This is a genomic window from Candidatus Magnetobacterium casense (genome assembly GCF_019173545.1).
Classification (GTDB): domain Bacteria; phylum Nitrospirota; class Thermodesulfovibrionia; order Thermodesulfovibrionales; family Magnetobacteriaceae; genus Magnetobacterium; species Magnetobacterium cryptolimnobacter.
The window spans coordinates 1-24,022 of record NZ_JABXWD010000006.1 but is presented as its reverse complement, the minus strand read 5'-3'; the positions used below and the strand labels follow the sequence as shown (position 1 = coordinate 24,022).

Here is a 24,022-nt window from a genome sequence, read left to right as displayed (position 1 = left end):
TGCAGGGGAGGTCAAGGAGGGGGCGGAGCCGCCCTTCTTGTAGGGGGTAGGGGGCGAAGCCCCCATTCTTTCTTTGACGAAGCCACCAACTACTTTCTTATGCACCCCTAAAATTCGAGGGATTGACAAATACCTAAAGGATAATGTTAGGATACCTGATATGGAGGTTATATCTATGGAGACTTTAACGCATAAAGACATGCTCACAGCGAGAGATCTCTATGAAGTTGATTTTTATCAATGGTCGTTTCATAATGCTAACCTGTTGCGGCAAGGCAGATTCACGGAAATAGACGTAGAAAATATAGTAGAGGAGCTGGAGAGCATGGGCAGGAATAATAAAAGAGAACTGGCGAACCGATTAACGGTGTTAATAATGCACCTGCTAAAATGGCAGTACCAACCAAAACGGCGTAGTAGAGGTTGGCGTGCAACTATAAATAATCAAAGAAGAGAGACCAAACGTCTGCTTGAGGACAATCCAAGCTTAAAATATAATATAGAAACCGTGATGGCTAAAGAATTTATAGAATCCAAACGAATGTTTGAAGATGAAACTGGAATTAATGCCAAGGAATTACCCGAAACCTGCCTATACACCTTTGACCAATTGATGGATTACGATTTCTGGCCCAAATAGTCATTTAAATAGTCCAATAAAAAAACTTCCTCTTTAACCTCTTGACACAACCTGTTCATACGTGGTATAGTGTCATAGATGAAATCTACTGTAGCAATTGTGATTTTACTGATGGTGTTTCTGGGCATTGGTTGTTTCTATGTTACCGATGAGGCGCTTGCCTTTGGCGGGTGTGACGAGAACTGTGCTTCGTGTCACAAGCTCAACGTGCAGGAGGCCGGGCAACTGCTAAAGGACTTTGCCCCGTCTGCAACGGTTGAGGCCGTCCAGCAGTCGCCATCCAAGGGGCTGTGGGAGATCACTATAAACACGGGCAAAAACCGTGTCATCACATACATGGATTACTCAAAAGAAAATATTATCATAGGCAATATCGTAAAAATAAAGACAAAGCACAACCTGACCGAAGACAGACTCACCGAGGTAAACAAGGTGGACGCCTCTACGATCCCGCTCAAGAACAGCCTCCTGATGGGAGCCAGTGATGCTAAAATAAAATTGATTGTCTTTACCGACCCCGAATGTCCGTTCTGCAAGCAGTTGCACGGGGAATTAAAGACGTTAGTTGAAAAGAGAAAAGACATTAGCATTCACGTCATACTATTTCCCCTGACGACGATACACCCGACGTCGTACAAGAAGACAAAGGCCATAGCGTGCGAAAAGTCGCTGAAATTGTTGGATGACGCCTTTGCCGGTAAGGAGCTTCCGGAGCCGGGCTGCGAAACAAGCGCAATTGACGATAACATAAAGCTGGCGGAAAAACTCGGCTTAACCGGCACTCCGGCAGTTGTCATGCCCGATGGCAGGGTGCTGCGAGGGGCATTTAAGGCCGATGACCTCGTAAGGGAAATCGACAAGGGCAGTAATACCCCAAAGGAAACAAAAAAGAGTAATCGCAAGAAATAGCACTCCCGCTTGTGGAAATTATGTGGACATAGATAACGGAAAGATAAATCAGCTAATCAAGTCGTTATTGTTCTACTTGCAGGGGAAGGAAAGGGCGTTGCGGTTGTCGTTGGTAGCCTTTTTTTCGCGTGGCCATCTGTTGATAGAAGACCTGCCTGGGCTGGGCAAGACCACGATGGCCATTGGTATAGCCAAGTCTCTGGGATTGGGTTTTGGGCGAGTGCAGTGTACCAGTGACCTCTTGCCTTCTGATATAACCGGCTTATCCATCTACAACAAGAACAAGGGCGAGTTTGAGTTTCATCACGGCCCGATCTTTAGCAACATCGTCCTGGTTGATGAGATCAACCGTGCCACGCCTAAGACGCAGAGTGCCCTGTTAGAGGCCATGGGTGAGAAGCAGGTCACGATAGAGGAAAAGACGTATCAGCTCTCACGACCGTTCTTTATTCTGGCCACGCAGAATCCGCTGGAGCAATATGGCACCTTTCCGCTGCCGGAGTCTCAAATGGACCGGTTTATGCTCAAGATAAGCATAGGCTATCCCGACAGGGAGTCGGAGCTGGACATCCTGCGCGGGGGCAGCAGACGCCAGGAACTCTACAACATGAAACCAATTATCGACAAAGAACATACACTGCAAATACAGCAGGACATCCGCAACAACGTCCACGTTTCGGAAAAAATCCTGGCCTACATCATAGACATAGTGGAAGCCTCCCGAACCCACAAATACCTTGCATCAGGCATCTCCACACGCGGGGCATTGGCCATGACGGCCACGGCCAGGTCACATGCCTTTATCAGTGGCCGAGACTTTGTCATCCCCGAAGACGTAAAGGACCTCGCACAGTATACGATTGTACACAGAGTCCTGTTCAAAGAGGACTTTGATGCCCAGACCAGGAAGGAGATCATCAAATCCCTGATCGAGCAAATCCCTATACCGGTGTAATCCGCATCAACAGAGCCGGATGGTTGTACATCCTCCTGTCCATATTCCTCGGATTTGCGGCCACCAACACCGGCAACAACCTCATCTATATGATAACGGCGGCGTTGTTGAGCTTTATGGGGATATCGGGGTTCTTTGGACGCACCAATCTCTTAAAAGTTCGCGTAGGGCTGGAGTTCCCCGACGAGGTCTATGCAGGCAGGCAGTTTCCGCTCAAGGTGCTTGTGACAAACAACAAGGCCATCATGCCAGGATTTATCCTGAGAATTGTGGTTGGCTCAGACGAAGTGCGACTGCCATACGTTGCCCCAAAGGGCGAGGCCTACAGACACTTAAACATATCGCTTCCAAGACGGGGCAAACACGTCGTCAGGGAGGTGCACGTGTGTTCGGTGTTTCCGTTTAATTTCTTCATCAGGTGCGTCAAGCTCAATGACCTCTATGAGTGCATTGTCCTGCCGGAGCCTAAGAGGTGTCAACTGCCGGAACATCTGCAGAGAGAGATGCGCTCAAAGGGCGAAAAATCCACCAACATGACCGGTTATGACGGCGAACTGCTTTCGCTCAGAAAGTATCGCCCCTCAGACCCCATAAAGTACATCAGTTGGAAGGCCACCGCAAAGACCGGGCAGCTCAAGACAAAGGAACTCTCCGCTCTGGCATTTGAACCAATCGTCATAGACTTTGACAAGACAAACATCAGCGACTATGAAGCAAGGATATCCTGCATCACCTATGCGATCTCATCACTCATAAAGCAAAATATCCCCGTAGGTCTAAAACTCAACGACAAGGTGTTTAATCCGGAGGTCTCACACCGCCACAAACTAAATATGCTCAGGCAACTGGCTCTGTTGCCATAGGCGCAACTGCCAACCTTCTTCCTTGAGTGAACTGTTCTGAGGGGATGACAATATCTCATCAGGGGTACCTGTCTGAATCGACTTGCCGTGGCTGTAGACTATCAGTTTATCGGCCATCGTGTACGCCTCATGGATGTCGTGCGTAATAAAGACAACAGGAATATTGAACCGGTTTCTTACGTCTTTTATAAGGGCACGCATCCGGAGTCTCAGGGAATTGTCCAGTGATGAAAATGGCTCATCCATGAGCAAGCACCTGGGATTACGCATTATTGCCCGTGCTATGGCTACGCGTTGTCTTTGCCCTCCGGATATCTGCGAGGGCCGTTTACCCTCAAGTCCCTTTAAGTGAAATGTCTCTATAAGGGCAGCGACTCTTTCCTTGTCTTGCCGCGCAACAGTAAAGAACAAACTTGACCCTTTACCGCCACATGCAATGTTTTGAGCTACCGACATATGGGGAAATAGGGCCAGGTCCTGAAATACAAAGCCAATGCAACGGTGCTGAGGCCTTACGTCAACCCTCTCAGCGCTATCAAAGAGCGGGACGCCGTTTAACTCTACATATCCACTGTCGGGGGGCATCAATCCCGCTATCATCCTCAGCGTCAAAGATTTTCCTGCCCCGGAATGGCCAAAAAGCACGGTAAACTCGTTTTTCATTGTCCAGTCCACATCAAGCGTAAAATTGTCGAGCCTCTTCTTTATCCGAACCCTCAGGGCGATGTCCTCGTCTTTCATTCAAATTGCTTTATTGGTAAACTTACCGGCGATAAAGAGCAATACGGCCGACAGTACGACAAACACCAGCGCCATTAAATTGGCCTCCGGCCAGTTCCCCGAACTTACTGAAGAGTAGATGGCAAGGGGCATTGTTTCGGTTTTACCGGGGATGTTTCCGGCGAGCATTAAAGTTGCCCCGAATTCGCCAAGCGCCCGCGTAAAGGAGAGAGCTATTCCGGCAAATATACCGTTCTTACTCAACGGTATGACTATTTTTACCGCCGTGTAAAACTCCCCATGCCCTAACGTATAGGAGGCATCTATGAGGTTTCTATCGACAGACTCTATCGCAGACCTGGTCGTTTTCAACATAAATGGTAAAGAAACAACAAAGGCGGCAAGTACGGCAGCATACCAGGTAAACATGATAGTCCAGCCGGTCAGGGCATAGATTGCCTTGCCGATAACACCGTTTTTGCCAAAAAAAACAATCAGGTAATACCCCGTAACCGTCGGCGGAAGCACAAGGGGCATAGTCAGGACGATATCCAACAACTCTTTACCCGGAAACCTTGTCCTGGCCAACACGTAGGCAACGGGAAGCGAAACCAGTATAATAAAAAACGTGGCCGTACCCGCAACAAGAAACGACAGCTTTAACGAAAAAATAGCCGTATCACTGAGCATTATACCAAGTCCCATCTGACACAAACAGGGGGGAAGACAACTCTATTTCGTATCTTCTTTATATTCCACGGTAAAAGAAAGAAGGAGGGTGGCTCCGCCCCCTCCTCAGACCTCCCCTGCAAGGGGGCCAGCCCCCTTGACCCCATTTTTACCATGCTTTTTTGAGAGGATACTCTATTTCTGTGTCGTAAATCCATACTTTCTGAGTATCCCCTGAGCGGCTTCCGAGTTTACCGTTTGAATAAACGCCATGGATAACTTTTCGTTTTTCGTCCCCCTGACGACAGCAATCGGATACACGACCGGCTTATGACTTTGCTCCGGAGCGGTTGAGACAACTTTAACCGTCCTTGTCAGTGCGTCCGTCATGTATACAATGCCGGCATCGACTTCGCCCGTTGCCACGTAATCCAATACTTGCCTTACGTTTTCGGCAAAGATCAGTTTGTTGTTTATAGCCGGAAGGGCCTTGTAAAAATTAAGCACCTCCTCGGCATATCTTCCGGCCGGTACTGTCCTGGGATTGCCTATGGCGACCTTTTTGATCCCTGCAAGTTTCAGGGCAGCAAATGAGTCGAGTCGGACACCTCCTGAGGCCGGCACTACGAGTACAACGGAGTTCCGTGCAAAGTTTAACCGTGTACCGGGGACAACCAATCCCTTGGCTTCGATATCGTCCATGTCCTTTTGAGCGGCTGATGCAAACACGTCTGCCGGGGCGCCTCCCTCAATTTGTCGTGCAAGACTCCCAGACGCTCCAAAGTTATAGAGCACCTTTACACCTTTGTGACTGTCTTGGAATAGCTTCCTGATCTCTTCAAATGCGTCTTTGAGGCTTATTGCCGCAGACACTGTAAGTTCCGCCTCTGCCGCGGCATCAATCGTTACCGGAAGCAGAGACAATAAGGCTATTACCACAAACATGCCCATATATTTCATTCTGACTCCTCCTGTTTTTTCCCTGAAGATAATCTTTCAAAATATACAACAGGTAATAACGCTTTGTCAAGTTGAAAAATAGCGATCTAAGGGCAATAGCACTTGATCGGCGAAAAAAGAAAGGGGCGATTCCGCTTCTTTTTTGCTCCAGGAGGGGGCAGCGCCCCCCGGCTCAATGCGCTCCTGGCCCCCTTGACCCCATTTATATACACCTTTAATCCTGTGATGTTGTCTTGATTTTTACACACAAAATATCTGAAAACATGTTAAAATAAATTATGAGATTTGTTGACGTAAAGAGTGATATAGCCTTTAAGAAGATATTTGGCAACGAACACAGGAAAGAGATACTGATATCTTTTTTAAACGCTGTGTTAGGTCGAGGGCAAGATCGAAGGCATTATAGAGGGTCAACGTAATGGTTTGATAGAGGGAATAGAGGTGATCCTTGAGATCAAGCACGCAGATGAGGCGACTGCACTCATGGACAGAGTCAGAACCATTGAAAGCATAGAGCAATTGCAGGCATTTAAGGCGCTACTAAGGAAGTCTGCCTCTGTGGATGAACTGTGGAGCTACTTCAAAGGCGTATAGGTCGGGAGACTTAGCAGACTGTGATTTTTGCTATTGACTTTTCTGAAGTGCTATATGTATAATTACAGGATTTTTTACAGCAAGAAAGTCTTTGGTGAGTTCTCTTTTTAGGAGAGATTTGTTTTTATGACACGCAGGAAATTTCTGATTAACGGCCTGAGGGCTGGTGTAGTGTTGTTGGGGACAAAGGGGGTCTACAATACTTCGCGGTACAATATAGAGATTGGACGGATAACGTTAGTGGTTGCGGATTTGCCGTCTTCTTTTGATGGGTTTAAGATAGCCTTGCTCAGTGACATTCATAGTTCTGCGATAGTCAGCGAGGGGCTTATATCGAGGTCAGCCGACATGTGCATGGCCGAGGCCCCTGATGTCATAGCCCTCACGGGGGACTTCATCACGGGGACAAACGAGGTTGGGGGTAGCGGCAAGGTCGAAATGGAAAAAGACGCAAGACAATACATCCAACGATGCGTCAATGCCCTGTCAACGCTCAGGGCGCCGGCAGGAATTTACGGTGTCCTGGGCAATCACGACTTCTGGAGCGGACAGGAGGCCGTTGACTCTATATGCAGATTGTTTACCGACAGGATAGGGGTGGTCTGGCTCAGGAACAAAAGCGTAAGGATTAAAAGACCCGCTCAACCGGCTAACAGCAGAGAACAAACCGATCAATCTATCTATATACTTGGTGTCGATGACCACTGGGAAAGTAGCTGCTCCCTGACCAATGCCTGTAAGGGCATAGACATCCAAGCGGTGAAGGTACTGTTAAGCCACAATCCCGATATCAATATCGATATAGAATCATCAAGAAAGAAGATAGACGTTGTGTTATCGGGCCATACGCACGGCGGACAGATAGTCTTTCCCTTTATCGGCGCTCCGTTTCTGCCATCGACGTCGGGGCAAAAGTACATAAGCGGTGTCGTCAGAGACGGTGCCCGTCAGACTTACATCACAACCGGGGTGGGTAACAACATGGTACCAATGCGTTACAATTGTCCGCCCGAGGTTGCCCTTATAACGCTGAGGTCATCATAATCTGTCAAGGAAGTGCATTAGCCCCGGATAGCGTCTGACGTAGGTCTCAAGGCGTTGTACGAACAGTGCGGTCAACTCGGCTGCGGAGAGTTCCTGTTGTGATAGAGGGTTCAGGGGTGGTTCAATGGTTATCCTGTATCTGTTGTTTTCAGCGGGTGTGATAAAGACCGGCATAAAGGCAGCGGTGGTCTTTTTGGCCAGGGTTGCCGGACCAAGGGGGAAGGCAGTGGACCGTCCCAGGAACGTAAACGACTCGTATTTCCCCAGACGTTGTTGTGTGCCGGTGCCATCGCCGGTTGTCATGATGCAGCCGTTGTGGGCAAGCCACACAAAGACGGGTCGCAGAAACGAGTCTGCCCGCAGTATCTCTGCCGGTATCTTTGCCTCATAGCGCAATCTCAACCTGTAGGCAACGTTTCTACCGATCCAGCTCAGACCGTCATCGGAGGGCAGTCCCAGTTGTTTTATCCTGAATCCGCACCGGGCAAGCACCACCAGCGGCATATGAACCGGCCCAAAGTGCCCATGCACCAAGACAACCCCTTTGCCACGCCCAAGGGCGTCCTCCAGGTGCTCAACCCCCTCAAGTTCAACATAGCGGCGTATCTGACTGCTGCCAAACCCCGGCACAATGAAGATAAACAAACGGTCAACGTAGTGATTTCTGAAGTACTCCCTCACTATCAGGTGTTTGTTGCAAGCGTCCAAGCCCGTATCCGAAAGGTTTGCAAACAGCCGTTGCCTCTTGCCCCGTGAAAGGGCGTAGTGCATATCCCCCATAGCCCTGAAGAGCATCAACCCTGCCCCCACAGGTAACACCTGCACCACCCACCGCAACGGGTACCACACTAGCAACCGCAGAAGGTCGCGCACTATCCCCTCACTTACTACCATTTACGGCAAAAAAAAAGGGAGTCTATCCCTTTGGCGACTTACCGGCTTGAGATAGTCCAAAGATAAACACTACCCCTGCCAGGACGACTATCATTACTAACCACAGGGGCCAGAACCAGGCATAGGAGTTCGAACTCCTGTTGTACATCATCCTGTGTCGCCAGGTGACTTTTTCCCAGCCGCCAATGCCCATTTCGTTTCTTATGTCATAGTCCTGTTTCGTTTCGTAAATGAGGTAGTACAAAAAGGACGCTGCCAGGGCCGTTGGAAATCCAATGCGTTCCTCTGTTGCCATAAACACCAGAGATAACAATGAATAGGCCGCTATGTAGAAGAAGTTATTTTGTATTAAAGAATCTTCCATCTATTACTGAGTATAGCACATTTGCATGGTCAACTGCAATGGGAGCGGGGCATCCTGAAAAACAGCCTGCAATATTATAGCAAATTTCGATTGGATTAAATACAGAATATGCGGCATTTTTACGGGGTCAAGGGGACTTCTTCGTGGCCGGGGCGGGTGCGACAATTGAGCCAGGGGCGGCTCGCCCCCCGCTGCGACAAGATTGCGCCTCGCCCCTCCCCTTGCAGGGGGTTCTGAAGGGGGCCAGGAGCGCATTGAGCCGGGGGGCGCTGCCCTCTCCTGGAGCGACAAGAAGCGGAGCCGCCCCCTTCTTTGTCTTTTCTTCTTAGGGGGGTGAACAATTACTCCTCATCAATACTGTCGAAAGATAGAAACTATATTGCAGAGATGTGGTACAATAATAGTGGCGTTATGCAGTTAGGGTTTGACAGGAATGATAAAGGCTATCCGTGGCTTTCCGTGCTTCTGGACGGCTACGAGATCATCGACGAAGGAGTTGAGGCGGCAATCCGTGCGGAGGTTGCAAGGGGCACCCGCCACCTGGCATGTCACAAGGGCTGTGGCAACTGCTGCATAAGCCAGAGGGACATCCCGGTCTATCCGCACGAGGTCGCCGGCATTTACTGGTACGTGAGCGAAAAGATGCCGCAACATGCCAGGTCCGTCCTGATGAGTCAGCTTGAGGCATCGCCCTCTTGTCCGTTCCTTGGGGGCCAGGAGTGTCTGATCCACGCTGCTCGTCCGGTCTCGTGCAGGGTGTTTAACGTCTTTGGCAGCCCGTGTCAGCCCGATGAGGACCCCTTTTACACGAGGCAGTTTGATGTGCTCATCCCGCCGCAACAATACATCAACGAGGCCTTCTACTCGGTCATGCCCTTCTACGGCGTAAAGGACCGCTACGACAGAATGGATGCCCTGGAAGACGGCCTTATACACTCAAAAATCATGAACCTTAAATCCTACAACTGGAAGGAGTTGTTTAGCGAATCAGGGGATGATAAATGACCGCCGTCACGGAAGAGGTATTAATGGAGATAGTAAAATCAATTGTAGAGACCGTACATCCCGTAAAGGTCATCCTGTTTGGTTCGTATGCACGAGGGCAAGCTACGCCCGATTCTGATCTTGATTTTCTTGTCGTTGAGCAAGAGCCTTTTGGTCCCGGCAGAAGCAGGACAAAGCGAATCGGTAATATCTACCGAGGTCTTCCACCTTACCTTATCCCGATCGATGTTGGTCTTTATAGTAAAGATGAGTTTGACAGATGGAAAGACGGGATAAATCACGTCATAGCCAGGGCTTACAGGGAAGGAAGAGTGGTTTATGAAAGGGGTTGAAGAGGCAAAGCTAATGCTGACAATGGCGGGCAAAGACCTGCGTGCATTGCACGTAATGGCTGACTCTGAATTGGTTGACGATGAAATATTTGGTTTTCATGCCCAGCAGGCCGTTGAAAAATCACTTAAAGCATGGATTACAGCTCTCAGAGAGGAACATGCCTATAAACACGACCTTCATGTCCTGCTTGTAAAGCTTCAAAGTCTCAACTGCGATGTAGCCGACTTATGGGAGTTTGTTGACCTGAACGCCTTTGCCGTTCAATACAGATACGAGACATACTTATCTCCGGATGCGCCCTTTGACCGACAAGAGATTATCAACAAGATTCAGCGATTGTACAACAACGTAAATAGAATTATCGAGGAGATCGAGAAACATGAAGGAGGAATATGAACCCCGTTGAGTTATACAAGAGTCTGCCTAAGACAAACTGCGGCAGGTGTGGTCAGAAGACGTGCATGGCCTTTGCCATCTCCGTGGTAAAAGGCAACTCTGCCCTGGAGGCTTGCACGGAGCTGCAGAGAGATAAGCTGGAGCAGTTGTCGCTCAAGATAACACCAGTGGACACAGTAGAGAGCATCCTTGAGACGCTCAGACAGGAGGTCAGAAAGATAGACCTTGCTCAGGTGGCTGGCGCCCTGGGTGCGGATGTTGTCCCCGGGGGGGTCAGGATCGGGTGCCTGGGACGGGACTTTATCATCGACAACAATGGCGATATAACCTCGGAGGCACAGGCAAGCCTCTGGATGAAGATACTGCTGCTTATCTATCTCAAGATGGGCGGGGGCGTTGAGCCATCAGGCAACTGGGTGTCCTTTGACTCGCTCAAGATGGGCAACATCAAGGCATCTGCCTTTAAGCGTGAGTGCGAAGGGCCGCTTACCGAACTGTTCACACAGAACTTTGACGCCTGTGTCAACGCCGTCAAGGCCATCGGTGCCGTGCCCGTGGAGGGACAACCCTCAACTCAGACGTGGATGCTGCCTCTGCTGCCAAAGCTGCCGGCGCTGCTCATGTACTGGCAGGGGGATAGCGAGTTCCCCGCCGAAGTCAAGATGCTCTTTGACGGTACCGCAGACAGGTTCCTCGATGTCGAGTCGCTCGTCTTTCTCCTGCGTGAACTCGTGATACTTGTCAAAGAATCACGGTAACATCGGTAATGTCAAAGAGTTTTTTAGTGGGCAAGCTCAGTTATCAGAGAGTTACACGACTCTATGCCCTGGCACGGTCTCTACCTCACAGAGATTTTCACGGTAAATCTGCTATAATAAAAAAATGAACCCGAAGAAATATGGTGCCTGGACAACTGAAGAACGTATCGGCAAAGGTGGTCAGGCTGAAGTTTATAAGGCTCACAGGGATGAAGGAGCCGAATTTTGTGCGCTAAAGCTGATACATTTTAATCGCGGGCAAGTCAAGAGGAGGGCACGTTTTGTCCAGGAGATGAAAAAACATATAGAATTAACAAAGAAAGGGGCCGACAATATTATCCCCGTTATAGATCACAATCTTGAAGAAGTCGAAAAAACTTCAAAATATGGTTATATTGTAATGCCAATGGCCGAAACAACACTTGAAAAAGAGATTGATGTAATAAAAGATTATAAAATTGAACTCTGTCTGGATATCTTCAGGGGGATTGTCAATGGTATAACGGGGGCACATGAAGCGGGCATTATACACAGGGATATAAAACCTGCAAACATTCTTTTCCTGGGTAAGCCTATTAAGGTACCTTTGGTGTCGGATTTTGGTATCTGCTTTGTAAAAAATACACCGACAAAAAATAGAATAACAGAAATAGGTGAGACTACGGGGGCTAAAAAGTTCATGGCGCCTGAGCAAGAGCGTGGCGGAATTGTGGACGTTAAAGAGAGCGCAGATGTCTATGCACTTGGGAAGTTGTTATATTGCATGCTCACGGGCAGATATCTCTATAGGGAAGAACTTGGTACGGCATTTGCTCCGGAACAATTACAGAAAGAACCAAAGTTTAAGATAATCTTGGAAAATATTCTGGAAAAGAGCATTATTAAAGAGCCTCAAAAGAGGATTCAAACCGGACGGGAATTGCTCGATATCGTGGATAAGGTGATCAGCCGTTTTGGAGGTAGTCAAGGTGGCAGTATGCTCAGTTCATCCCAGAGAGGGTCATCAAATGCGCTGGATAAGGTACGTCCAGATAAGATATTAAAGACTTATTCATCATATACGGATACAGGCGCCTCATACATGCAAAAGATATATGACATGAAATCGGCCTTTGACCGAATCATGGCAACATTTACACAGTCGTGGGAAATGACGTTATCCTTGTATGGAGGTAAGCCTCATCTTACAGAACAGGCCGCCAGGGAACTTATAGACACACAACAAGAGTCTGTCGGTTTAACGATTGCAATGGCCAGAATCAACGCCAAAGAGGTATTTGCACACTTCAAGGGTCTGTTGGAGTTTATTACACAAGCCGGTGAAGATCGGTCGGGGTATAGAGAGGTGCTTTCAGTGCCATACGTTGTGGCTGGATTTTTGTATATGACAGCCAACATTGCTGCATTTAGATTTAAGAGTTGGGATATTTTTTATTTACTCATTAATACAAAGTTTCAATGGCACTATCAGTCAATGCGGTCTTTTTACGACCTTGGATTTGCATATACTAAATTTCGGCATCCAACCTTTTTTCACTCTCATGCCCTGGAAGGGAAGGCCCCAAAGAGCCATGACTTATACCGTCAGGTTCTCTCATTGCCTGTAATACGCAATGATATACTCAGACTAGACAACGAGGCACTGCAAGACATCTACAGTCAGGTGCAGATGATAATGTCCCTGCGATGCGCACAGGAATTTGAGAGGCATGATAGCGTCAGAACATGGGCTGATTTTGGGCGTTTTGAAGAGCACAGGGTTGTCAAATTCCTTGATGACGTATATAATAACAGACAATCATATGAGTGGCTTTTTAATATCTTCAATGAGTCAGCCGAAAAATGGTTTCATAAATTAAATGAAAGACTTAAAGTCGTGAAACAAAACTGGTTTGATGGCTCTTATTACTTTTGGAGTTCGATTAAGTCTTATACCCCACCTGAGCATGAAGCTAAAGGAGGATTACGGTAAGCATTTTAATTGACGGTTTTCCGTATAGACTATAATTATGGGATGTCAAAGAGTTTTTTAGCGGGCAAGCTCAGTGAACTTGTCACGGGGAAGGTCATAGTGATAGCCTTTGCGGTCATTGCGGTGGCGATTGCCATGCCGGCCTATCGTCGTTGGCAGGATACCTCCGTGCAGTGCGTGAGGTGCCACGCTGACAAGCAGCTTATGAAGAAACTTGGTGCCGAGCACTTATATGCCACGTCGCTGGAGGTTCAGAGGCAGAGCAAGCACCCAGACATTCAATGCCACGACTGTCATCTGGGCAATGGCAGGGCCACGGACAAGGACGAGGCCCACAAGGGGATGCTCAGGGCACTCATTATCAATGAACACGCCGAGGTGATGGACAGGCAAAAGTCCTTTAAAGGCCCCCTCCTGCCTACGGGTGATAACAAGATATACGAGCTGCTGCCAAAGGTAATGGAAAACAACGCACTCACAGTTCCCATGGAGGTGCGCAACGTCCTGTGGCACGACAGGGACAGGGAAACCTTCAACTTTGACCCCGCCATAGCGCAAAAGACATGCGGCAAGAGCAATTGTCATCCCCAGGAACTAAAGCAGTTCAAAAAGACCGTCATGGGGGCAAACTACCGTCAGAGGTACATGAAGACGTGGACGACGCCCACAGGCTATGGTCCTCACAACTGCGGGCCATCGTTTGCCGATCTGCCGGCCGTTGAGGAGTTGAAGGGTGCTGGGTTTGACTACCAAAACACCAACGAAATTGCCAGGAACCTCAACGTCCCCTTCAACAAGCGTCAGGCGCAGGACAAACAGAAAATGTGTAACGTCTGCCATGCCGGGTGTCTCGACTGCCACTACACCCCCAACAACAAGGAGGGCGTTCATGCCATGTCACGCATCCCCAGCCCCGAAACATGCTCCGGCTCCGGCAGGAGCACCAGCATCTGCCACCCGGGGGCGATGATGGCACGACGGGGGGAGACCTACATCGGAGGCGACTACTCCATCCCCTCTGGTATGCAACCTGATGTCCACTATACAAAGGGCATTAACTGCATAGCCTGTCACCCAACAGGTGAAAAGGGCATGGGCGACATCGAACGAAAGGCAACGTGCCAGGACTGTCACATCGAAATAGAAGAGGCGCACGCACGCGGTATCCACAAGAACATGGACTGTGCCTCCTGCCACATCAACGCCCTGGGGGGATATCAGTTGACCATCTGGGGCCCCGGGGTCATAGCGGGAAATCCAAACCCGTTTAAGAAGTACTCACTGTACTACGGCATCCAACAGCCACCAATCCTGGCAAAGGACATCACTGGCACATGGCGATCATACAAGATATGGCCCCACAGCGTGGGCAACATCAAGGGCGACGTTCCGGCCTCTGCCGGTTTGCAGTTCAGGTGGCCAAAGGGCGAAACCAACGACGCCTACTTCATCGTTGGCACCTTTGATGGTTTGCCACGCAACAACAAGCATCTGTTGTGGATACAGTTTGATCAGGCGGCACACTCCTTTGGCAAGTCACGCACCTGTGACTCCTGCCACGCATCAGAGCGTCAGATATCGTACTCCACGTGGGAGTTCTTTGACAACTACGGAGCCTACCCCTTTAACGGTCAACACCGCATCGAGGCAGACTCCCAAGGGCTGGCCATCGTAGGGCTTAAAAACACCACTGACATCGAGGTGATGAAGGGTTTTGACCCCACGGATTTTGCCTCTTGGCTCTACCTCAAGGATAAGTGGAAGATGCCCGGCAACTTCGCCATAAAGGTCGATCCCCAACGATACAACGACTATCTTGCAAAGTACAGACAGATCAGCGACAGACTCAAGGCCCTGCCCTCCCCCCCCGGAAATGCCCAAAAAGTCGCCAGGGCAATCGCCCTGCACAACCCCGATGATACGACAGCCCTGCAACGGGAAGAAAAAGAGGGGCCTTAAAAAAACTTGGTGCTAATAGTCAATACCTTCGCAAAAAAATATGGCGTGACTAAACCCGTATAGTTGTGTATAATGAGCCTCTTGCTCGGTAGCACCACAATCAACCGTGGTTGCTACGATTTCGCAGACCATGTCAGGCACTCCCCTGACCCAGTCCTGAAAGATACCCATGTTGCCTTTCCTGATAAACAGAATATCAGGCTGCAACCTCTGCTCTGCCTCTTTGAGAATAACGTCAAGCGGGGAAGAAAACAACCTTCCTAACTTATTTCGCCTTACATAAGGACTTATTATATCAGACAGATTCATACTAATTCTCTGGTGTCTTCCAAACGGACTAGGCCCCATAATTTCCTCTCCATTGATGATTTCAGTCAGGTCAAAATCCCGCTCTAATGTCTGTGCTATCATAATGCGTAAATAACCCCCTTGTTGTTGTCAATAACTCCTAATAGATTAGGTAAGGTGAATTTATCCTGTTGTATGTGAAAGTTGTATCTTCTTTATATCTCATGGTAGCACAAGGAAGAAAGGGGCGGCTCCACCCCCCTTCAGAACCCCCCGCAAGGGGACCAGTCCCCTTGACCCCTTCTTGCGAAACATTTTACCATGCTTTTTTAAGAGGATACTGAAAGTTGCCATTGCTTTAGTTTTTCGGTGATGAACTCAATGATCAACTGATGCTGTTGTATTCCCCTGTCTTTTATGTACATGGGTTGTCCGAAGGCAAAGTATGCGGTTTTTGCTGGGTCTATGGGGCCAAAATCCTTGATTCGTTTTCCATTGCCCCAGACATCGGTCTTAATGGCCAGGGGGATGACCGGTACATTGGCCCTGAGGGCCAGCTTGATCCCTATCGTATTAAACACCTTGGGGTCGAACGTGACACTCCTGCTGCTCTGAGGAAAGATCACCAGAGATCTGCCTTCTGCCAGGATGGCGCTGCCCTGCGTCAGGACTGCCGTGAGGTCCTCACGCGGATTGGTGCGGTTGACCACAATGGGGTTCATCGACATCAACAGATACCTGAAGACGGGATATGTAGCCAACTCCTTTTTTATGACAAACGTTATGTCCTTATAGGCCCCGATGATTGCCGGCATGGTAAGTGTCTCAAGGACGCTCATGTGGTTACCGATAATCACGCACGGACCAGTGAGGTTCATCACGTTATCCAAGCCCGATATGTCAAACCGGACACCGGCGGCCTCAAGCCCGACAAAGACGCCCATGCTGCTCATACACACCCCCGGATGCCCGTAGAATCGAGCGGCATACCTGGCCAGGAAACTGCCATGACAAACAACCGCCGCCATTGTCGGATAAAACATCAGCGTGGCCAGGTCCCTGGAGAACACTGCCCCGGGGTCAGTCCTGTAACAACCGTCTTTTAATGGCAATTCCTTCATAACAGATAACCTGAAATCATTATAACATATTTATCTTGCCTGTGGAAATGCACCCGTGGTCTGATCTATATATATATTTATCCTGTTTCATTTTCTTCCATAGCTATAGTATACTACAAAGCAGTGATGGAAGTATCCTGGTTATGAGCAGAGATGGCGCCGGCATTGGAGGCATAATAAAGTCTCTGGGACTGGTCTTTGGTGACATTGGTACCAGCCCAATCTATACCCTCACCGTCATCATCCTGCTGACCAAACCCACCAGTGAAAACATAACGGGCGTGCTGTCGCTGATCGTGTGGACGCTGTGTGTGCTGGTGACGTTGGAGTACGGGTGGCTGGCCATGAGCCTCGGTAAGAAGGGTGAGGGGGGCACTATCGTCCTCAAGGAGATACTGCGACCGTTGTTGAAGTCCGGCAGGCAGGTAGCATTTATCACGCTGCTGTCTATTATTGGCATATCGCTGCTCATCGGGGATGGCGTCATTACCCCGGCCATAAGCATATTGAGTGCCGTGGAGGGATTGTTGCTCGTCCCGGGGCTTGAAAAAACCGGCCGCAACACCTTGATCCTGATAGCGGGAATTATCGCCGTTGTCCTGTTCTTTTTCCAGGACAAGGGGACCGAGCGTGTGGCCAAGGCCTTTGGACCGATCATGCTCTTGTGGTTTATAGTGTTGTCGGTCTCCGGGGTGCTGTCCATAGTGAAGGAGCCGATGGTGTTTAAGGCGGTCAATCCGTATTATGGTTTAAAGTTCCTAATCGACAACGGCGTAAGCGGATTCTTTATCCTCTCCGAGGTCACCCTGTGCGCCACGGGCGGAGAGGCCCTCTATGCCGATATGGGACACCTGGGTAGGACTCCAATCCTTAAGGCGTGGTACTTTGTCTTTGTGGCGTTGCTGTTTAACTACATGGGACAGGGCGCATTTCTGATAGCCCACCCCGACGCCAAAAACGTACTCTTTGAGATGATTCTATCACAGTCAAAGTCCCTGTATGTACCGTTTCTATTTCTGAGCATCCTGGCAACCGTCATCGCCTCACAGGCCATGATCAGCGGGATGTTTTCAATCGTCTATCAGAGCATCACCACGCGTCTGATGCCCATGTTTAAGGTCGATTACACATCAACCGAGTTCAGAAGCCAGATATATATCGGCTTTGTAAACTGGTTCTTGCTTGTCAGCGTGTTGATTATCATGTACGAGTTCAAGGCCTCAAGCAACCTGGCCGCTGCCTACGGACTGGCCGTTACCGGTACTATGACGCTTACGGGGCTGTTTATGACCTGGATATTTTATTTGCGTAAGAGTTGGGCACTTACACTGCTTTCGTTTTTTGTCTTCATGGTGGATGCCGTGTATTTTGCCTCAAATACGTTTAAGATTCCCCATGGTGGCTATTGGTCTATTATCATCGCCGCCATACCGTTCATTGTCATTATGATCTATACCAAGGGTCAGAGACGACTCTACATGCGCCTGAAACCCATGCCGTTGAGGGACTTTCTCCCTACCTACGTTGAGTTCTTCAAGCGGTTTAGCAAGATACAGGGGACGGGATTGTTCTTTGCCAGGGACATGAACATGGTGCCGCCATACATAGTACGCACGATGTTTGCCGATAACATAATCTACGAGGACAACCTGATCGTATCCATGGAGAAGATAGACGAGCCCTTTGGCGTCAAGGCCTATACGGGGAGCAGTATAACCGATGGCCTGAGGACGTTTGTCATCGAAATGGGCTACATGGAAGTCGTGGACGTTGAACGTCTCCTGCTGACAAACGGTATAGACATCAAGACCATCTTCTACGGGCAGGAAGACATCTCCACAAACAACTTCATCTGGAAGATTTTCTCATTGATCAAGAAGCTGACCCCATCGTATGTGCAGTTTTACAAGCTGCCATCCCATAAGCTCCGCGGGGTTATCTATCGCATAGAAATGTAGCCTGCTCTCACATATACAGGTCTTACTCCTAATTGTTCTGTCTTCATTATCTTAAAAGCATGTTCAACGAAACTTAAATCCTGATATCTGTCATGTATTTTCTCGGTTGTATAGCACGTTTCGATTGGATTAAATACAAGATAATGGCACTTTACGGGGTCAAGGGGACTTCTTCGTGGCCGGGGCGGGTGCGACCCGCTGCGACAAGATTGCGCCTCGCCCCTCCCCTTGCGGGGGGTTCTGAAGGGGGCCAGGTGCGACTTTTATGGCAGGGGTGCCTCACCCCCTGGAGCGGGAAAGAAGCGGAGCCGCCCCTTTCTTTCCTTCTTCTTAGGGGGGTGAACTATTACCATCACAGAAATATTTACAGGAAGGAATTTATTTTTGCATTGAACTTATTGTACACTAAATATGCGTGATGAAAGACGAGGACAAGACAAAGCAGCAGTTGCTCGATGAGTTGTGCGAGCTTAGGAACCGTCTCTCTGCCATGCAGCGCGCTACTATGGGGTGTAACGAAATGGAGGCACACCTGGTTGAAAGCGAAAGCAGGTTCAGGATAATGGCAGACTCGGCGCCCGTGTTTATTTGGATGTCGGATGCCGATACGGGCCGCAACTACTTCAACAAGGTCTGGCTTGAATACACCGGCAAGAGCCTCAGCGAAGAAGCCAATGAGGGTTGGCTAAAGGGCGTACATCCGGAGGATTGCCAGAGGTGCAGGGATATGTGCAGCGAGTCACATCAGAAGCGACAACAATTCCGCCTGGAGTACCGGTTGCGACGCCATGATGGTGTCTATCGCTGGATTTTGGATACGGGCAATCCGCGCTTTACAAATGATCATAAATTTATAGGCTTCATAGGCTCCTGTGTTGGCATAACGGAGAAAAAAGAGGCCGAAGAAAAACTCAAGTACATTGCCCACTTTGACGTCCTCACCGGATTGCCTAATCGGATGCTGTTCTTTGACCGCCTGGAACAGGCCATTGTACAGGCAAAACGTTACAGCCACCTGGTAGCGCTGCTGTATGTAGACCTCAACCGCTTCAAGCATGTCAATGACACGTATGGACACCAGATCGGCGACTTGGTTCTCAGGGAATCGGCCAAACGCCTGTCGGGTTGTGTGCGTGATGCCGACACGGTTGCACGGATAGGCGGAGATGAGTTCAACGTCATACTCACCCGGGTCGGCGAAAAAAAAGACGTCCAGCACATCGCTGAAAAAATAATCGACGTTATTAGCAGACCATTTCAGTTTGACACCATTGAGTGTACCATCGGAGCCAGCATTGGCATCAGCCTCTATCCACAGGATGCGCGTGACACCGATATGCTCATCAAAAAGGCAGACTCCGTCATGTACCAGGTAAAAGACCTCGGCAAAAGCGACTTCATGTTCTGCTCCTGAGTGATTCGGTACTGCTCCAACACGAATAAGCCCCCTTGACCCCATAATGCTTAACTTTCTATCATCACAGAAATATTTGCAGCAACCTTTTTTTCTTATGCCTTTCAGACCATACGCCTGTCTGTGCCGTAGATGGATTTGTGAAGTTGTAGGTTCAACCGTACCTCAAGGGCATCCTGGAGTATCCAGGCGGCGAGTGTTTCGGCCTGCAGCACACCGGCAACGGGGGACAACAGAACATGGCATCGCTGAGTCAGACGATACCGTGCTATAAGCTCTGATGCCCACCGGTAATCGTCCCTGTCGCCGAGGACTATCTTTACCTCGTCGATGGGACTTAGAGCCTTGAGGTTTGACAGGTCGTTGTGGTCAACCATCCCGCTTGAAGGCGCCTTGAGGTCAACAACAAACACTGCCGCCCTGTTAAAACGGCCTATGTTTATGGAGCCGTTTGTCTCAATCAGCGTCCTGAACCCCATGGCAACAAGGGCGTCAATCAGAACCGGTGTCGCAGACTGTAGGAGTGGTTCACCGCCGGTTAGCTCAACCAACCTGATGTGGGTGCCTTGCACCTTATCCAGCAGGTCGGCTACAGACATATCCGTCCCTTCCGTGTAGGCATAGCGTGTGTCGCAGTAGTTGCAACGCAGGTTACACCCCGTCAGACGTATAAACACACATGGCAGCCCGACATAGGACGATTCCCCCTGGATGCTCGTAAAAAACTCACAGACCTTTAGCGTCTCATTCATTGCCACTGTCGCTTGTCAATACGTCTGCGGCGTCTTGTCGTGGAGGCTTGTAAATCCAAGACACTTGAATATGGAATACTGTCTCAGGACACGCCCGTTTTCCCGGATATCGAGGAGTTGCTTATTGCACCTGTCAAAGGCATCAAGTACAATATCGTTGATGGGGGCGTCGCCATCGGTGACAAAGAGTCCGCTTATGGGTTTTGTTGTGCGTTGCCTTATTGCTGTTGCGGCATTGTTGATACCGGGCCACATGTCGTACTCATTCATGCGTCTGCCGAGGTTTATGCTATATGTAATCGGATTGCCGGGGACGTAGAAGGCCAGGGCGCTCGTTATCTGATACTTGTCAGAAAAGATCAGTACCTCCGTGGTTTCTGCCAGTTCATCGTAGACCCTGCCAACCGCCGCACCGAGGCTCTGCCATCCCCTGAGTCTGGCAGTGGGGTCGAGCTTGTGGGGGAGTCCCGCGGCCCGGGGAAAGAGACCTACCACCGTCAGCAGGATGGCCACGATTATTCCGATAACTATGGCCCTCCTGGTGTGTACGCCTGTTATTTTGAGGGTCTCTTTGCTCTGGGCGTACAGGAAGTATCTGACAAAGGCAATCAGTCCCGTGATGTATGCCGTCATGGCCCAGTTGGCCTGGACCTTGCCCTGGGCGCTCTTGAGCAGGAAGAATCCAAACACCGGTATGGAAAAATAAAACAAGAAGGCCCCCTGTTGCCTTGTGCCATCTCCCCTGAGTTTAAACAGTGCAACAAAGAGCAGCACAAATATCACCGGTGTCACAACCCCCGCCTGTGAACCGAGGAATTCGAAAAAACTCCCCGGAACAATCCGCAGTCCGTCCGATACATGTGCGTGTCCGGCGGTGTGTCGTAGTGTCACCCAGTTGTGCTGCATGTTCCATATGGCAACCGGTGAAAAACACACCATGCTTACAACAAATGCCACGTATGGCCCTAAAGTTCGCAGCAATGCCCTGTGCGGGGTCAGAAGGAGAAATGCAAAGGCACACGGTATAAACATGGCCATGATGTACTTGGCCTGCATCCCCAGCCCTATTGCTACCCCAAGCAACACCCACGTACCGTATCCCTGTGGTGGTTCCGTGATAACCCTCCAGAGAAGGTACAGGGCGAGTATCCAAAAAAAGACAAATGGTGAATCGATCGTAAACACTATCGCATAGGTGCCAAAGAGCGGTATGACCTGAAATATCAACACGCAGGCAAGGGCAATGAACCGCGGGTCGCTATAGTACGGCTTATTTGCACCGGAACTCACGGTGGGTACAGGGTCGTTGTCGTAGAGCGCAATCACGAGTTTATACAGGTATATGCTGCCCAGGAAATATATGACCACTGCCATAACCCTGATGGCAAAGACATTGGAGCCAAGCAGCGACGTTGAGACATACATCAGGTAGACAATGAGCGGCCCCTTGGAGTAATAACTGAGTTCCAGGTGGCGGGTACAATCCCAGTACAACGCCTCATCGGCGCTAAGGTCAAGCGGCCCATAGAGGACATAAAACACCCTCAGTACACTCAGAAACATGAGGACTGTTATAAGTATCCGTTGATAGGCGTATCCTGCACCATTTGTTTCTCTGAATAATCCCATGCCGGTGTTGATTATTGTATAACGCCGGAGGAGTTTTTTGCAAACACCAGAGATTTAAACTTGGGGTTTTTTTTGAGTAGATACGAAAAAACTCTCTAAATTTTTCGACCCTATAGATAGACATCGGCACTTTTTTTCAAATGCGATTGCCCTGCCTTCAGAGACAAACGGATAACATTTTTTTACTCACATGGTTTATAATAGATAGTATGTGATGATTTTATATAGAGCATATAAAGGAGGTACGGAGGATGTATTTGTTAATAGCCATGTTTATTTTGATGTCATCGGTGGGGTATTCCGTCTATCACCAGGTGAAGAAGAGAAAGGTCACCCTTGCAAGTGAGATCGAAACCCTCAAGGGTAAGGCTCGTCTGTTGTTGAGTCGGGTTCAGAAGCTGGGTGATAAGTACCACGTCACCGAAAGGGTTGAGACCATCAGAAGGAGGATCGAAGTGTTAAGCAGACAGGCCGTATCCACCGAGTTTGACGAGCTTGAGGCACGTATCAGAGAGTGGCGGGCACTGTGCGAAGTCATGGAGCAGAGCGTCAATGAGCCTGAGATAAGCGGGCTTAAGCGTATCGTATATGACCCCATTGCAGGGTCGGTGCTGTCGGAGAACATCTTTGAAACAGTCATACATATTACGACAAAAAACGGTAACAGGATGTTCATAGAGGTCAACGCCGAAACGGCACGACACTACAAGGAGGAAGGCCCCAAGGCGTTTATACAGAAGAACAATATGATCTTTGATACCGAGGTTTGCCGTTGTGGAGTTAACGGGTCTGCTCAGTTAATGCTCCTGAAGAACTTCTATGAAACCTGTTATGATGAAAACGGCTACCTGATAGACCTGAGCTGGGAGCCTTCAGGTAAGGACAACAGGAACTCAGGACTTCGATAGACCAACGCCCCTCCTGCTTTCAACCTGCTTTATAGCAGAGAGTATTTCTGCGGCAAGTGAGTCGGGTTGAAATTTGGCCGCAAAGGAGTCGGCACCTACTTGTTTGGCCTTGTCCATGTTTGTAGGATTGCTCATAGAACTGTGAAGTAGGATGAATAAGTCCTTGAGGTCAGGGTTTGAACGTATCTTGCGCGTAAAGGTAAAGCCGTCGATGCCCGGCATTTCTATGTCGCAGATGGACATGCAGAAGCGGTGTTTGGCCTTGGAATCTGCCTCAAGCTCGGCAAGGGCATCACTTGCTGAATTGTAGCTCTCATACGTAAAGCCAAGCTGCTCCAACACTGCCTCAATCAGCGCCCTGGCCGCTTTGGAGTCGTCTATAACGAGGATGTGATGGCCGCAAAGTGCCGCTTCGTTGGCCTGATTGATAAACTCATCAGCTATCTTGGTGTCCATCCCCAGTATCTCAACAAGTATCTTTTCTATGTCCAGTATCTGGATCATTTCGTTGTTGTCACTATAGGCGATTGCCGTAAGGTAACCGCTCTTGCCAAGCACACTGGATGGACTCTTGACCTCTTCCCAACTGCGCGTAACGAGGGAATCGGGATTCTTTATGATAAGGCCCTGTATGTTGTTATTGTACTCGCAAACGATGACATAACTCAGGGAGTTTTTAAAGTCCTGCCTCTGCATTCCGAGAAATTCCCCAATGTCAATGACAATAACGGCCTTGCCACGGAAGTCTATCGTACCCTTGACGCTTTGGTGAGAGTACGGCATCTTGACTACATTGGAAGGACACTCGATTACCTCGTTACGCGCAGTTGGGAAGAGGTCAAGAGTCCATCCAGTGTGCTTGGCAAGAGCGGTTACCTTACGGCAATCGCCTATAGTGACAACAACGAAATGATCCA

Annotated in this window: 25 protein-coding genes and 1 pseudogene; 16 read left to right on the top strand and 10 right to left on the bottom strand. The window is 49.3% G+C overall.

Features of this window, described 5'->3' with window-relative positions; all coding sequences use genetic code 11:
• Nucleotides 1-175: 175 nt before the first annotated feature.
• From HWQ67_RS00780 to HWQ67_RS00765, 4 genes are all read left to right on the top strand, one after another.
• Nucleotides 176-640 carry a DUF29 domain-containing protein gene (locus tag HWQ67_RS00780; protein WP_218250730.1) on the top strand — a complete coding sequence of 155 codons (465 nt, stop codon included), beginning with the start codon at nt 176-178 and terminating at the stop codon, nt 638-640.
• A gap of 78 nt (nt 641-718) precedes the next feature.
• Nucleotides 719-1,549 (top strand): DsbC family protein, encoded by an 831-nt coding sequence (locus HWQ67_RS00775; RefSeq protein ID WP_218250729.1) that lies wholly within the window; start codon nt 719-721, stop codon nt 1,547-1,549.
• Between the two features lie 22 nt (nt 1,550-1,571).
• The gene (locus HWQ67_RS00770) at nt 1,572-2,504 is read left to right on the top strand and encodes an AAA family ATPase (protein ID WP_218250728.1); all 933 of its coding nucleotides are present in this window, start codon (nt 1,572-1,574) and stop codon (nt 2,502-2,504) included.
• 23 nt (nt 2,505-2,527) lie between these two features.
• The gene (locus HWQ67_RS00765; RefSeq protein ID WP_218250727.1) at nt 2,528-3,367 is read left to right on the top strand and encodes a DUF58 domain-containing protein; all 840 of its coding nucleotides are present in this window, start codon (nt 2,528-2,530) and stop codon (nt 3,365-3,367) included.
• Here the strand turns inward: HWQ67_RS00765 and HWQ67_RS00760 are convergent.
• From HWQ67_RS00760 to modA, 3 genes are all read right to left on the bottom strand, one after another.
• Complete coding sequence (locus tag HWQ67_RS00760) at nt 3,332-4,108, bottom strand: ABC transporter ATP-binding protein (RefSeq protein ID WP_218250726.1); 777 nt, start codon at nt 4,106-4,108, stop codon at nt 3,332-3,334. The two genes, HWQ67_RS00765 and HWQ67_RS00760, sit on opposite strands and share 36 nt — an antisense overlap.
• Nucleotides 4,109-4,792: a molybdate ABC transporter permease subunit gene (gene modB, locus HWQ67_RS00755; RefSeq protein ID WP_218250725.1), complete on the bottom strand. Its 684-nt coding sequence runs from the start codon at nt 4,790-4,792 to the stop codon at nt 4,109-4,111.
• 159 nt (nt 4,793-4,951) lie between these two features.
• On the bottom strand, nt 4,952-5,716 hold the full coding sequence (gene modA / locus HWQ67_RS00750; RefSeq protein ID WP_218250724.1) for a molybdate ABC transporter substrate-binding protein: 765 nt from the start codon (nt 5,714-5,716) through the stop codon (nt 4,952-4,954).
• Between the two features lie 278 nt (nt 5,717-5,994).
• Between modA and HWQ67_RS20330 the strand changes: the two are divergent.
• The 3 genes and pseudogenes from HWQ67_RS20330 to HWQ67_RS00735 all read left to right on the top strand — a co-directional run.
• A pseudogene (locus tag HWQ67_RS20330) lies at nt 5,995-6,102 on the top strand (PD-(D/E)XK nuclease family transposase); the annotation flags it as partial.
• A gap of 37 nt (nt 6,103-6,139) precedes the next feature.
• Nucleotides 6,140-6,310 (top strand): hypothetical protein, encoded by a 171-nt coding sequence (locus HWQ67_RS00740; RefSeq protein ID WP_218250722.1) that lies wholly within the window; start codon nt 6,140-6,142, stop codon nt 6,308-6,310.
• A gap of 126 nt (nt 6,311-6,436) precedes the next feature.
• The gene (locus HWQ67_RS00735) at nt 6,437-7,354 is read left to right on the top strand and encodes a metallophosphoesterase (RefSeq protein ID WP_218250721.1); all 918 of its coding nucleotides are present in this window, start codon (nt 6,437-6,439) and stop codon (nt 7,352-7,354) included.
• On the opposite strand, the gene HWQ67_RS00730 is transcribed toward HWQ67_RS00735, so the two are convergent.
• Both HWQ67_RS00730 and HWQ67_RS00725 read right to left on the bottom strand, forming a co-directional pair.
• The gene (locus HWQ67_RS00730) at nt 7,349-8,248 is read right to left on the bottom strand and encodes a lysophospholipid acyltransferase family protein (protein ID WP_218250720.1); all 900 of its coding nucleotides are present in this window, start codon (nt 8,246-8,248) and stop codon (nt 7,349-7,351) included. The two genes, HWQ67_RS00735 and HWQ67_RS00730, sit on opposite strands and share 6 nt — an antisense overlap.
• A 22-nt stretch (nt 8,249-8,270) precedes the next feature.
• On the bottom strand, nt 8,271-8,612 hold the full coding sequence (locus tag HWQ67_RS00725) for a hypothetical protein (RefSeq protein WP_218250719.1): 342 nt from the start codon (nt 8,610-8,612) through the stop codon (nt 8,271-8,273).
• Nucleotides 8,613-9,023: 411 nt separating this feature from the next.
• On the opposite strand from HWQ67_RS00725, the gene HWQ67_RS00720 reads away from it, so the two are divergent.
• The 6 genes from HWQ67_RS00720 to HWQ67_RS00695 all read left to right on the top strand — a co-directional run bounded on the left by HWQ67_RS00720 (nt 9,024) and on the right by HWQ67_RS00695 (nt 15,035).
• Nucleotides 9,024-9,617, top strand: coding sequence for a YkgJ family cysteine cluster protein (locus tag HWQ67_RS00720; protein ID WP_218250718.1), 594 nt, complete (start codon nt 9,024-9,026; stop codon nt 9,615-9,617).
• Nucleotides 9,614-9,949 (top strand): nucleotidyltransferase domain-containing protein, encoded by a 336-nt coding sequence (locus HWQ67_RS00715; RefSeq protein ID WP_218250717.1) that lies wholly within the window; start codon nt 9,614-9,616, stop codon nt 9,947-9,949. Before HWQ67_RS00720 ends, HWQ67_RS00715 begins: the two co-directional genes overlap by 4 nt.
• Nucleotides 9,936-10,346, top strand: coding sequence for a HEPN domain-containing protein (locus HWQ67_RS00710; RefSeq protein ID WP_218250716.1), 411 nt, complete (start codon nt 9,936-9,938; stop codon nt 10,344-10,346). The genes HWQ67_RS00715 and HWQ67_RS00710 overlap by 14 nt, the downstream gene beginning before the upstream one ends.
• Nucleotides 10,343-11,104 (top strand): DUF3786 domain-containing protein, encoded by a 762-nt coding sequence (locus HWQ67_RS00705; protein ID WP_218250715.1) that lies wholly within the window; start codon nt 10,343-10,345, stop codon nt 11,102-11,104. Before HWQ67_RS00710 ends, HWQ67_RS00705 begins: the two co-directional genes overlap by 4 nt.
• A 124-nt stretch (nt 11,105-11,228) precedes the next feature.
• Complete coding sequence (locus HWQ67_RS00700) at nt 11,229-13,076, top strand: serine/threonine-protein kinase (RefSeq protein ID WP_218250714.1); 1,848 nt, start codon at nt 11,229-11,231, stop codon at nt 13,074-13,076.
• A gap of 9 nt (nt 13,077-13,085) precedes the next feature.
• Entirely contained in the window at nt 13,086-15,035 is a 1,950-nt protein-coding gene (locus HWQ67_RS00695) for a hypothetical protein (RefSeq protein ID WP_218250713.1), read from the top strand.
• Nucleotides 15,036-15,047: 12 nt separating this feature from the next.
• On the opposite strand, the gene HWQ67_RS00690 is transcribed toward HWQ67_RS00695, so the two are convergent.
• Nucleotides 15,048-15,446: a Uma2 family endonuclease gene (locus HWQ67_RS00690; RefSeq protein WP_218250712.1), complete on the bottom strand. Its 399-nt coding sequence runs from the start codon at nt 15,444-15,446 to the stop codon at nt 15,048-15,050.
• Nucleotides 15,447-15,652: 206 nt separating this feature from the next.
• A complete protein-coding gene (locus tag HWQ67_RS00685) occupies nt 15,653-16,444 on the bottom strand; it encodes a lysophospholipid acyltransferase family protein (RefSeq protein ID WP_218250711.1) in 792 nt (263 codons plus the stop codon).
• Nucleotides 16,445-16,581: 137 nt separating this feature from the next.
• Here HWQ67_RS00685 and HWQ67_RS00680 point away from each other — a divergent pair, with 137 nt between their 5' ends.
• Together HWQ67_RS00680 and HWQ67_RS00675 are read left to right on the top strand one after the other, a co-directional pair.
• Nucleotides 16,582-18,402: a KUP/HAK/KT family potassium transporter gene (locus tag HWQ67_RS00680; RefSeq protein ID WP_425340689.1), complete on the top strand. Its 1,821-nt coding sequence runs from the start codon at nt 16,582-16,584 to the stop codon at nt 18,400-18,402.
• Between the two features lie 418 nt (nt 18,403-18,820).
• Nucleotides 18,821-19,816, top strand: coding sequence for a sensor domain-containing diguanylate cyclase (locus tag HWQ67_RS00675; RefSeq protein ID WP_218250709.1), 996 nt, complete (start codon nt 18,821-18,823; stop codon nt 19,814-19,816).
• Nucleotides 19,817-19,920: 104 nt separating this feature from the next.
• Here HWQ67_RS00675 and HWQ67_RS00670 read toward each other — a convergent pair whose 3' ends face one another.
• Together HWQ67_RS00670 and HWQ67_RS00665 are read right to left on the bottom strand one after the other, a co-directional pair.
• A complete protein-coding gene (locus HWQ67_RS00670; RefSeq protein WP_218250708.1) occupies nt 19,921-20,568 on the bottom strand; it encodes a radical SAM protein in 648 nt (215 codons plus the stop codon).
• A gap of 15 nt (nt 20,569-20,583) precedes the next feature.
• Complete coding sequence (locus HWQ67_RS00665) at nt 20,584-22,197, bottom strand: glycosyltransferase family 39 protein (protein WP_218250707.1); 1,614 nt, start codon at nt 22,195-22,197, stop codon at nt 20,584-20,586.
• A gap of 251 nt (nt 22,198-22,448) precedes the next feature.
• On the opposite strand from HWQ67_RS00665, the gene HWQ67_RS00660 reads away from it, so the two are divergent.
• Complete coding sequence (locus HWQ67_RS00660; RefSeq protein ID WP_218250706.1) at nt 22,449-23,105, top strand: hypothetical protein; 657 nt, start codon at nt 22,449-22,451, stop codon at nt 23,103-23,105.
• On the opposite strand, the gene HWQ67_RS00655 is transcribed toward HWQ67_RS00660, so the two are convergent.
• Nucleotides 23,091-24,022: chemotaxis protein CheV (locus HWQ67_RS00655; protein WP_218250705.1), on the bottom strand; the 932-nt coding region annotated here is incomplete at its 5' end. The genes HWQ67_RS00660 and HWQ67_RS00655 overlap by 15 nt on opposite strands.

Excerpts from the sequence above, each read along its gene's own strand:
- HWQ67_RS00700 (WP_218250714.1), top strand. The coding sequence starts at position 11,229 with ATGAACCCGAAGAAATATGGTGCCTGGACAACTGAAGAACGTATCGGC.
- HWQ67_RS00735 (WP_218250721.1), top strand. The coding sequence starts at position 6,437 with ATGACACGCAGGAAATTTCTGATTAACGGCCTGAGGGCTGGTGTAGTG.
- HWQ67_RS00660 (WP_218250706.1), top strand. The coding sequence starts at position 22,449 with ATGTATTTGTTAATAGCCATGTTTATTTTGATGTCATCGGTGGGGTAT.
- HWQ67_RS00670 (WP_218250708.1), bottom strand. The coding sequence starts at position 20,568 with ATGAATGAGACGCTAAAGGTCTGTGAGTTTTTTACGAGCATCCAGGGG.
- modA (WP_218250724.1), bottom strand. The coding sequence starts at position 5,716 with ATGAAATATATGGGCATGTTTGTGGTAATAGCCTTATTGTCTCTGCTT.
- HWQ67_RS00675 (WP_218250709.1), top strand. The coding sequence starts at position 18,821 with ATGAAAGACGAGGACAAGACAAAGCAGCAGTTGCTCGATGAGTTGTGC.
- HWQ67_RS00690 (WP_218250712.1), bottom strand. The coding sequence starts at position 15,446 with ATGATAGCACAGACATTAGAGCGGGATTTTGACCTGACTGAAATCATC.
- HWQ67_RS00710 (WP_218250716.1), top strand. The coding sequence starts at position 9,936 with ATGAAAGGGGTTGAAGAGGCAAAGCTAATGCTGACAATGGCGGGCAAA.
- HWQ67_RS00725 (WP_218250719.1), bottom strand. The coding sequence starts at position 8,612 with ATGGAAGATTCTTTAATACAAAATAACTTCTTCTACATAGCGGCCTAT.
- HWQ67_RS00780 (WP_218250730.1), top strand. The coding sequence starts at position 176 with ATGGAGACTTTAACGCATAAAGACATGCTCACAGCGAGAGATCTCTAT.
- modB (WP_218250725.1), bottom strand. The coding sequence starts at position 4,792 with ATGGGACTTGGTATAATGCTCAGTGATACGGCTATTTTTTCGTTAAAG.
- HWQ67_RS00665 (WP_218250707.1), bottom strand. The coding sequence starts at position 22,197 with ATGGGATTATTCAGAGAAACAAATGGTGCAGGATACGCCTATCAACGG.
- HWQ67_RS00685 (WP_218250711.1), bottom strand. The coding sequence starts at position 16,444 with ATGAAGGAATTGCCATTAAAAGACGGTTGTTACAGGACTGACCCCGGG.
- HWQ67_RS00775 (WP_218250729.1), top strand. The coding sequence starts at position 719 with ATGAAATCTACTGTAGCAATTGTGATTTTACTGATGGTGTTTCTGGGC.
- HWQ67_RS00760 (WP_218250726.1), bottom strand. The coding sequence starts at position 4,108 with ATGAAAGACGAGGACATCGCCCTGAGGGTTCGGATAAAGAAGAGGCTC.
- HWQ67_RS00705 (WP_218250715.1), top strand. The coding sequence starts at position 10,343 with ATGAACCCCGTTGAGTTATACAAGAGTCTGCCTAAGACAAACTGCGGC.
- HWQ67_RS00715 (WP_218250717.1), top strand. The coding sequence starts at position 9,614 with ATGACCGCCGTCACGGAAGAGGTATTAATGGAGATAGTAAAATCAATT.
- HWQ67_RS00730 (WP_218250720.1), bottom strand. The coding sequence starts at position 8,248 with ATGGTAGTAAGTGAGGGGATAGTGCGCGACCTTCTGCGGTTGCTAGTG.
- HWQ67_RS00720 (WP_218250718.1), top strand. The coding sequence starts at position 9,024 with ATGCAGTTAGGGTTTGACAGGAATGATAAAGGCTATCCGTGGCTTTCC.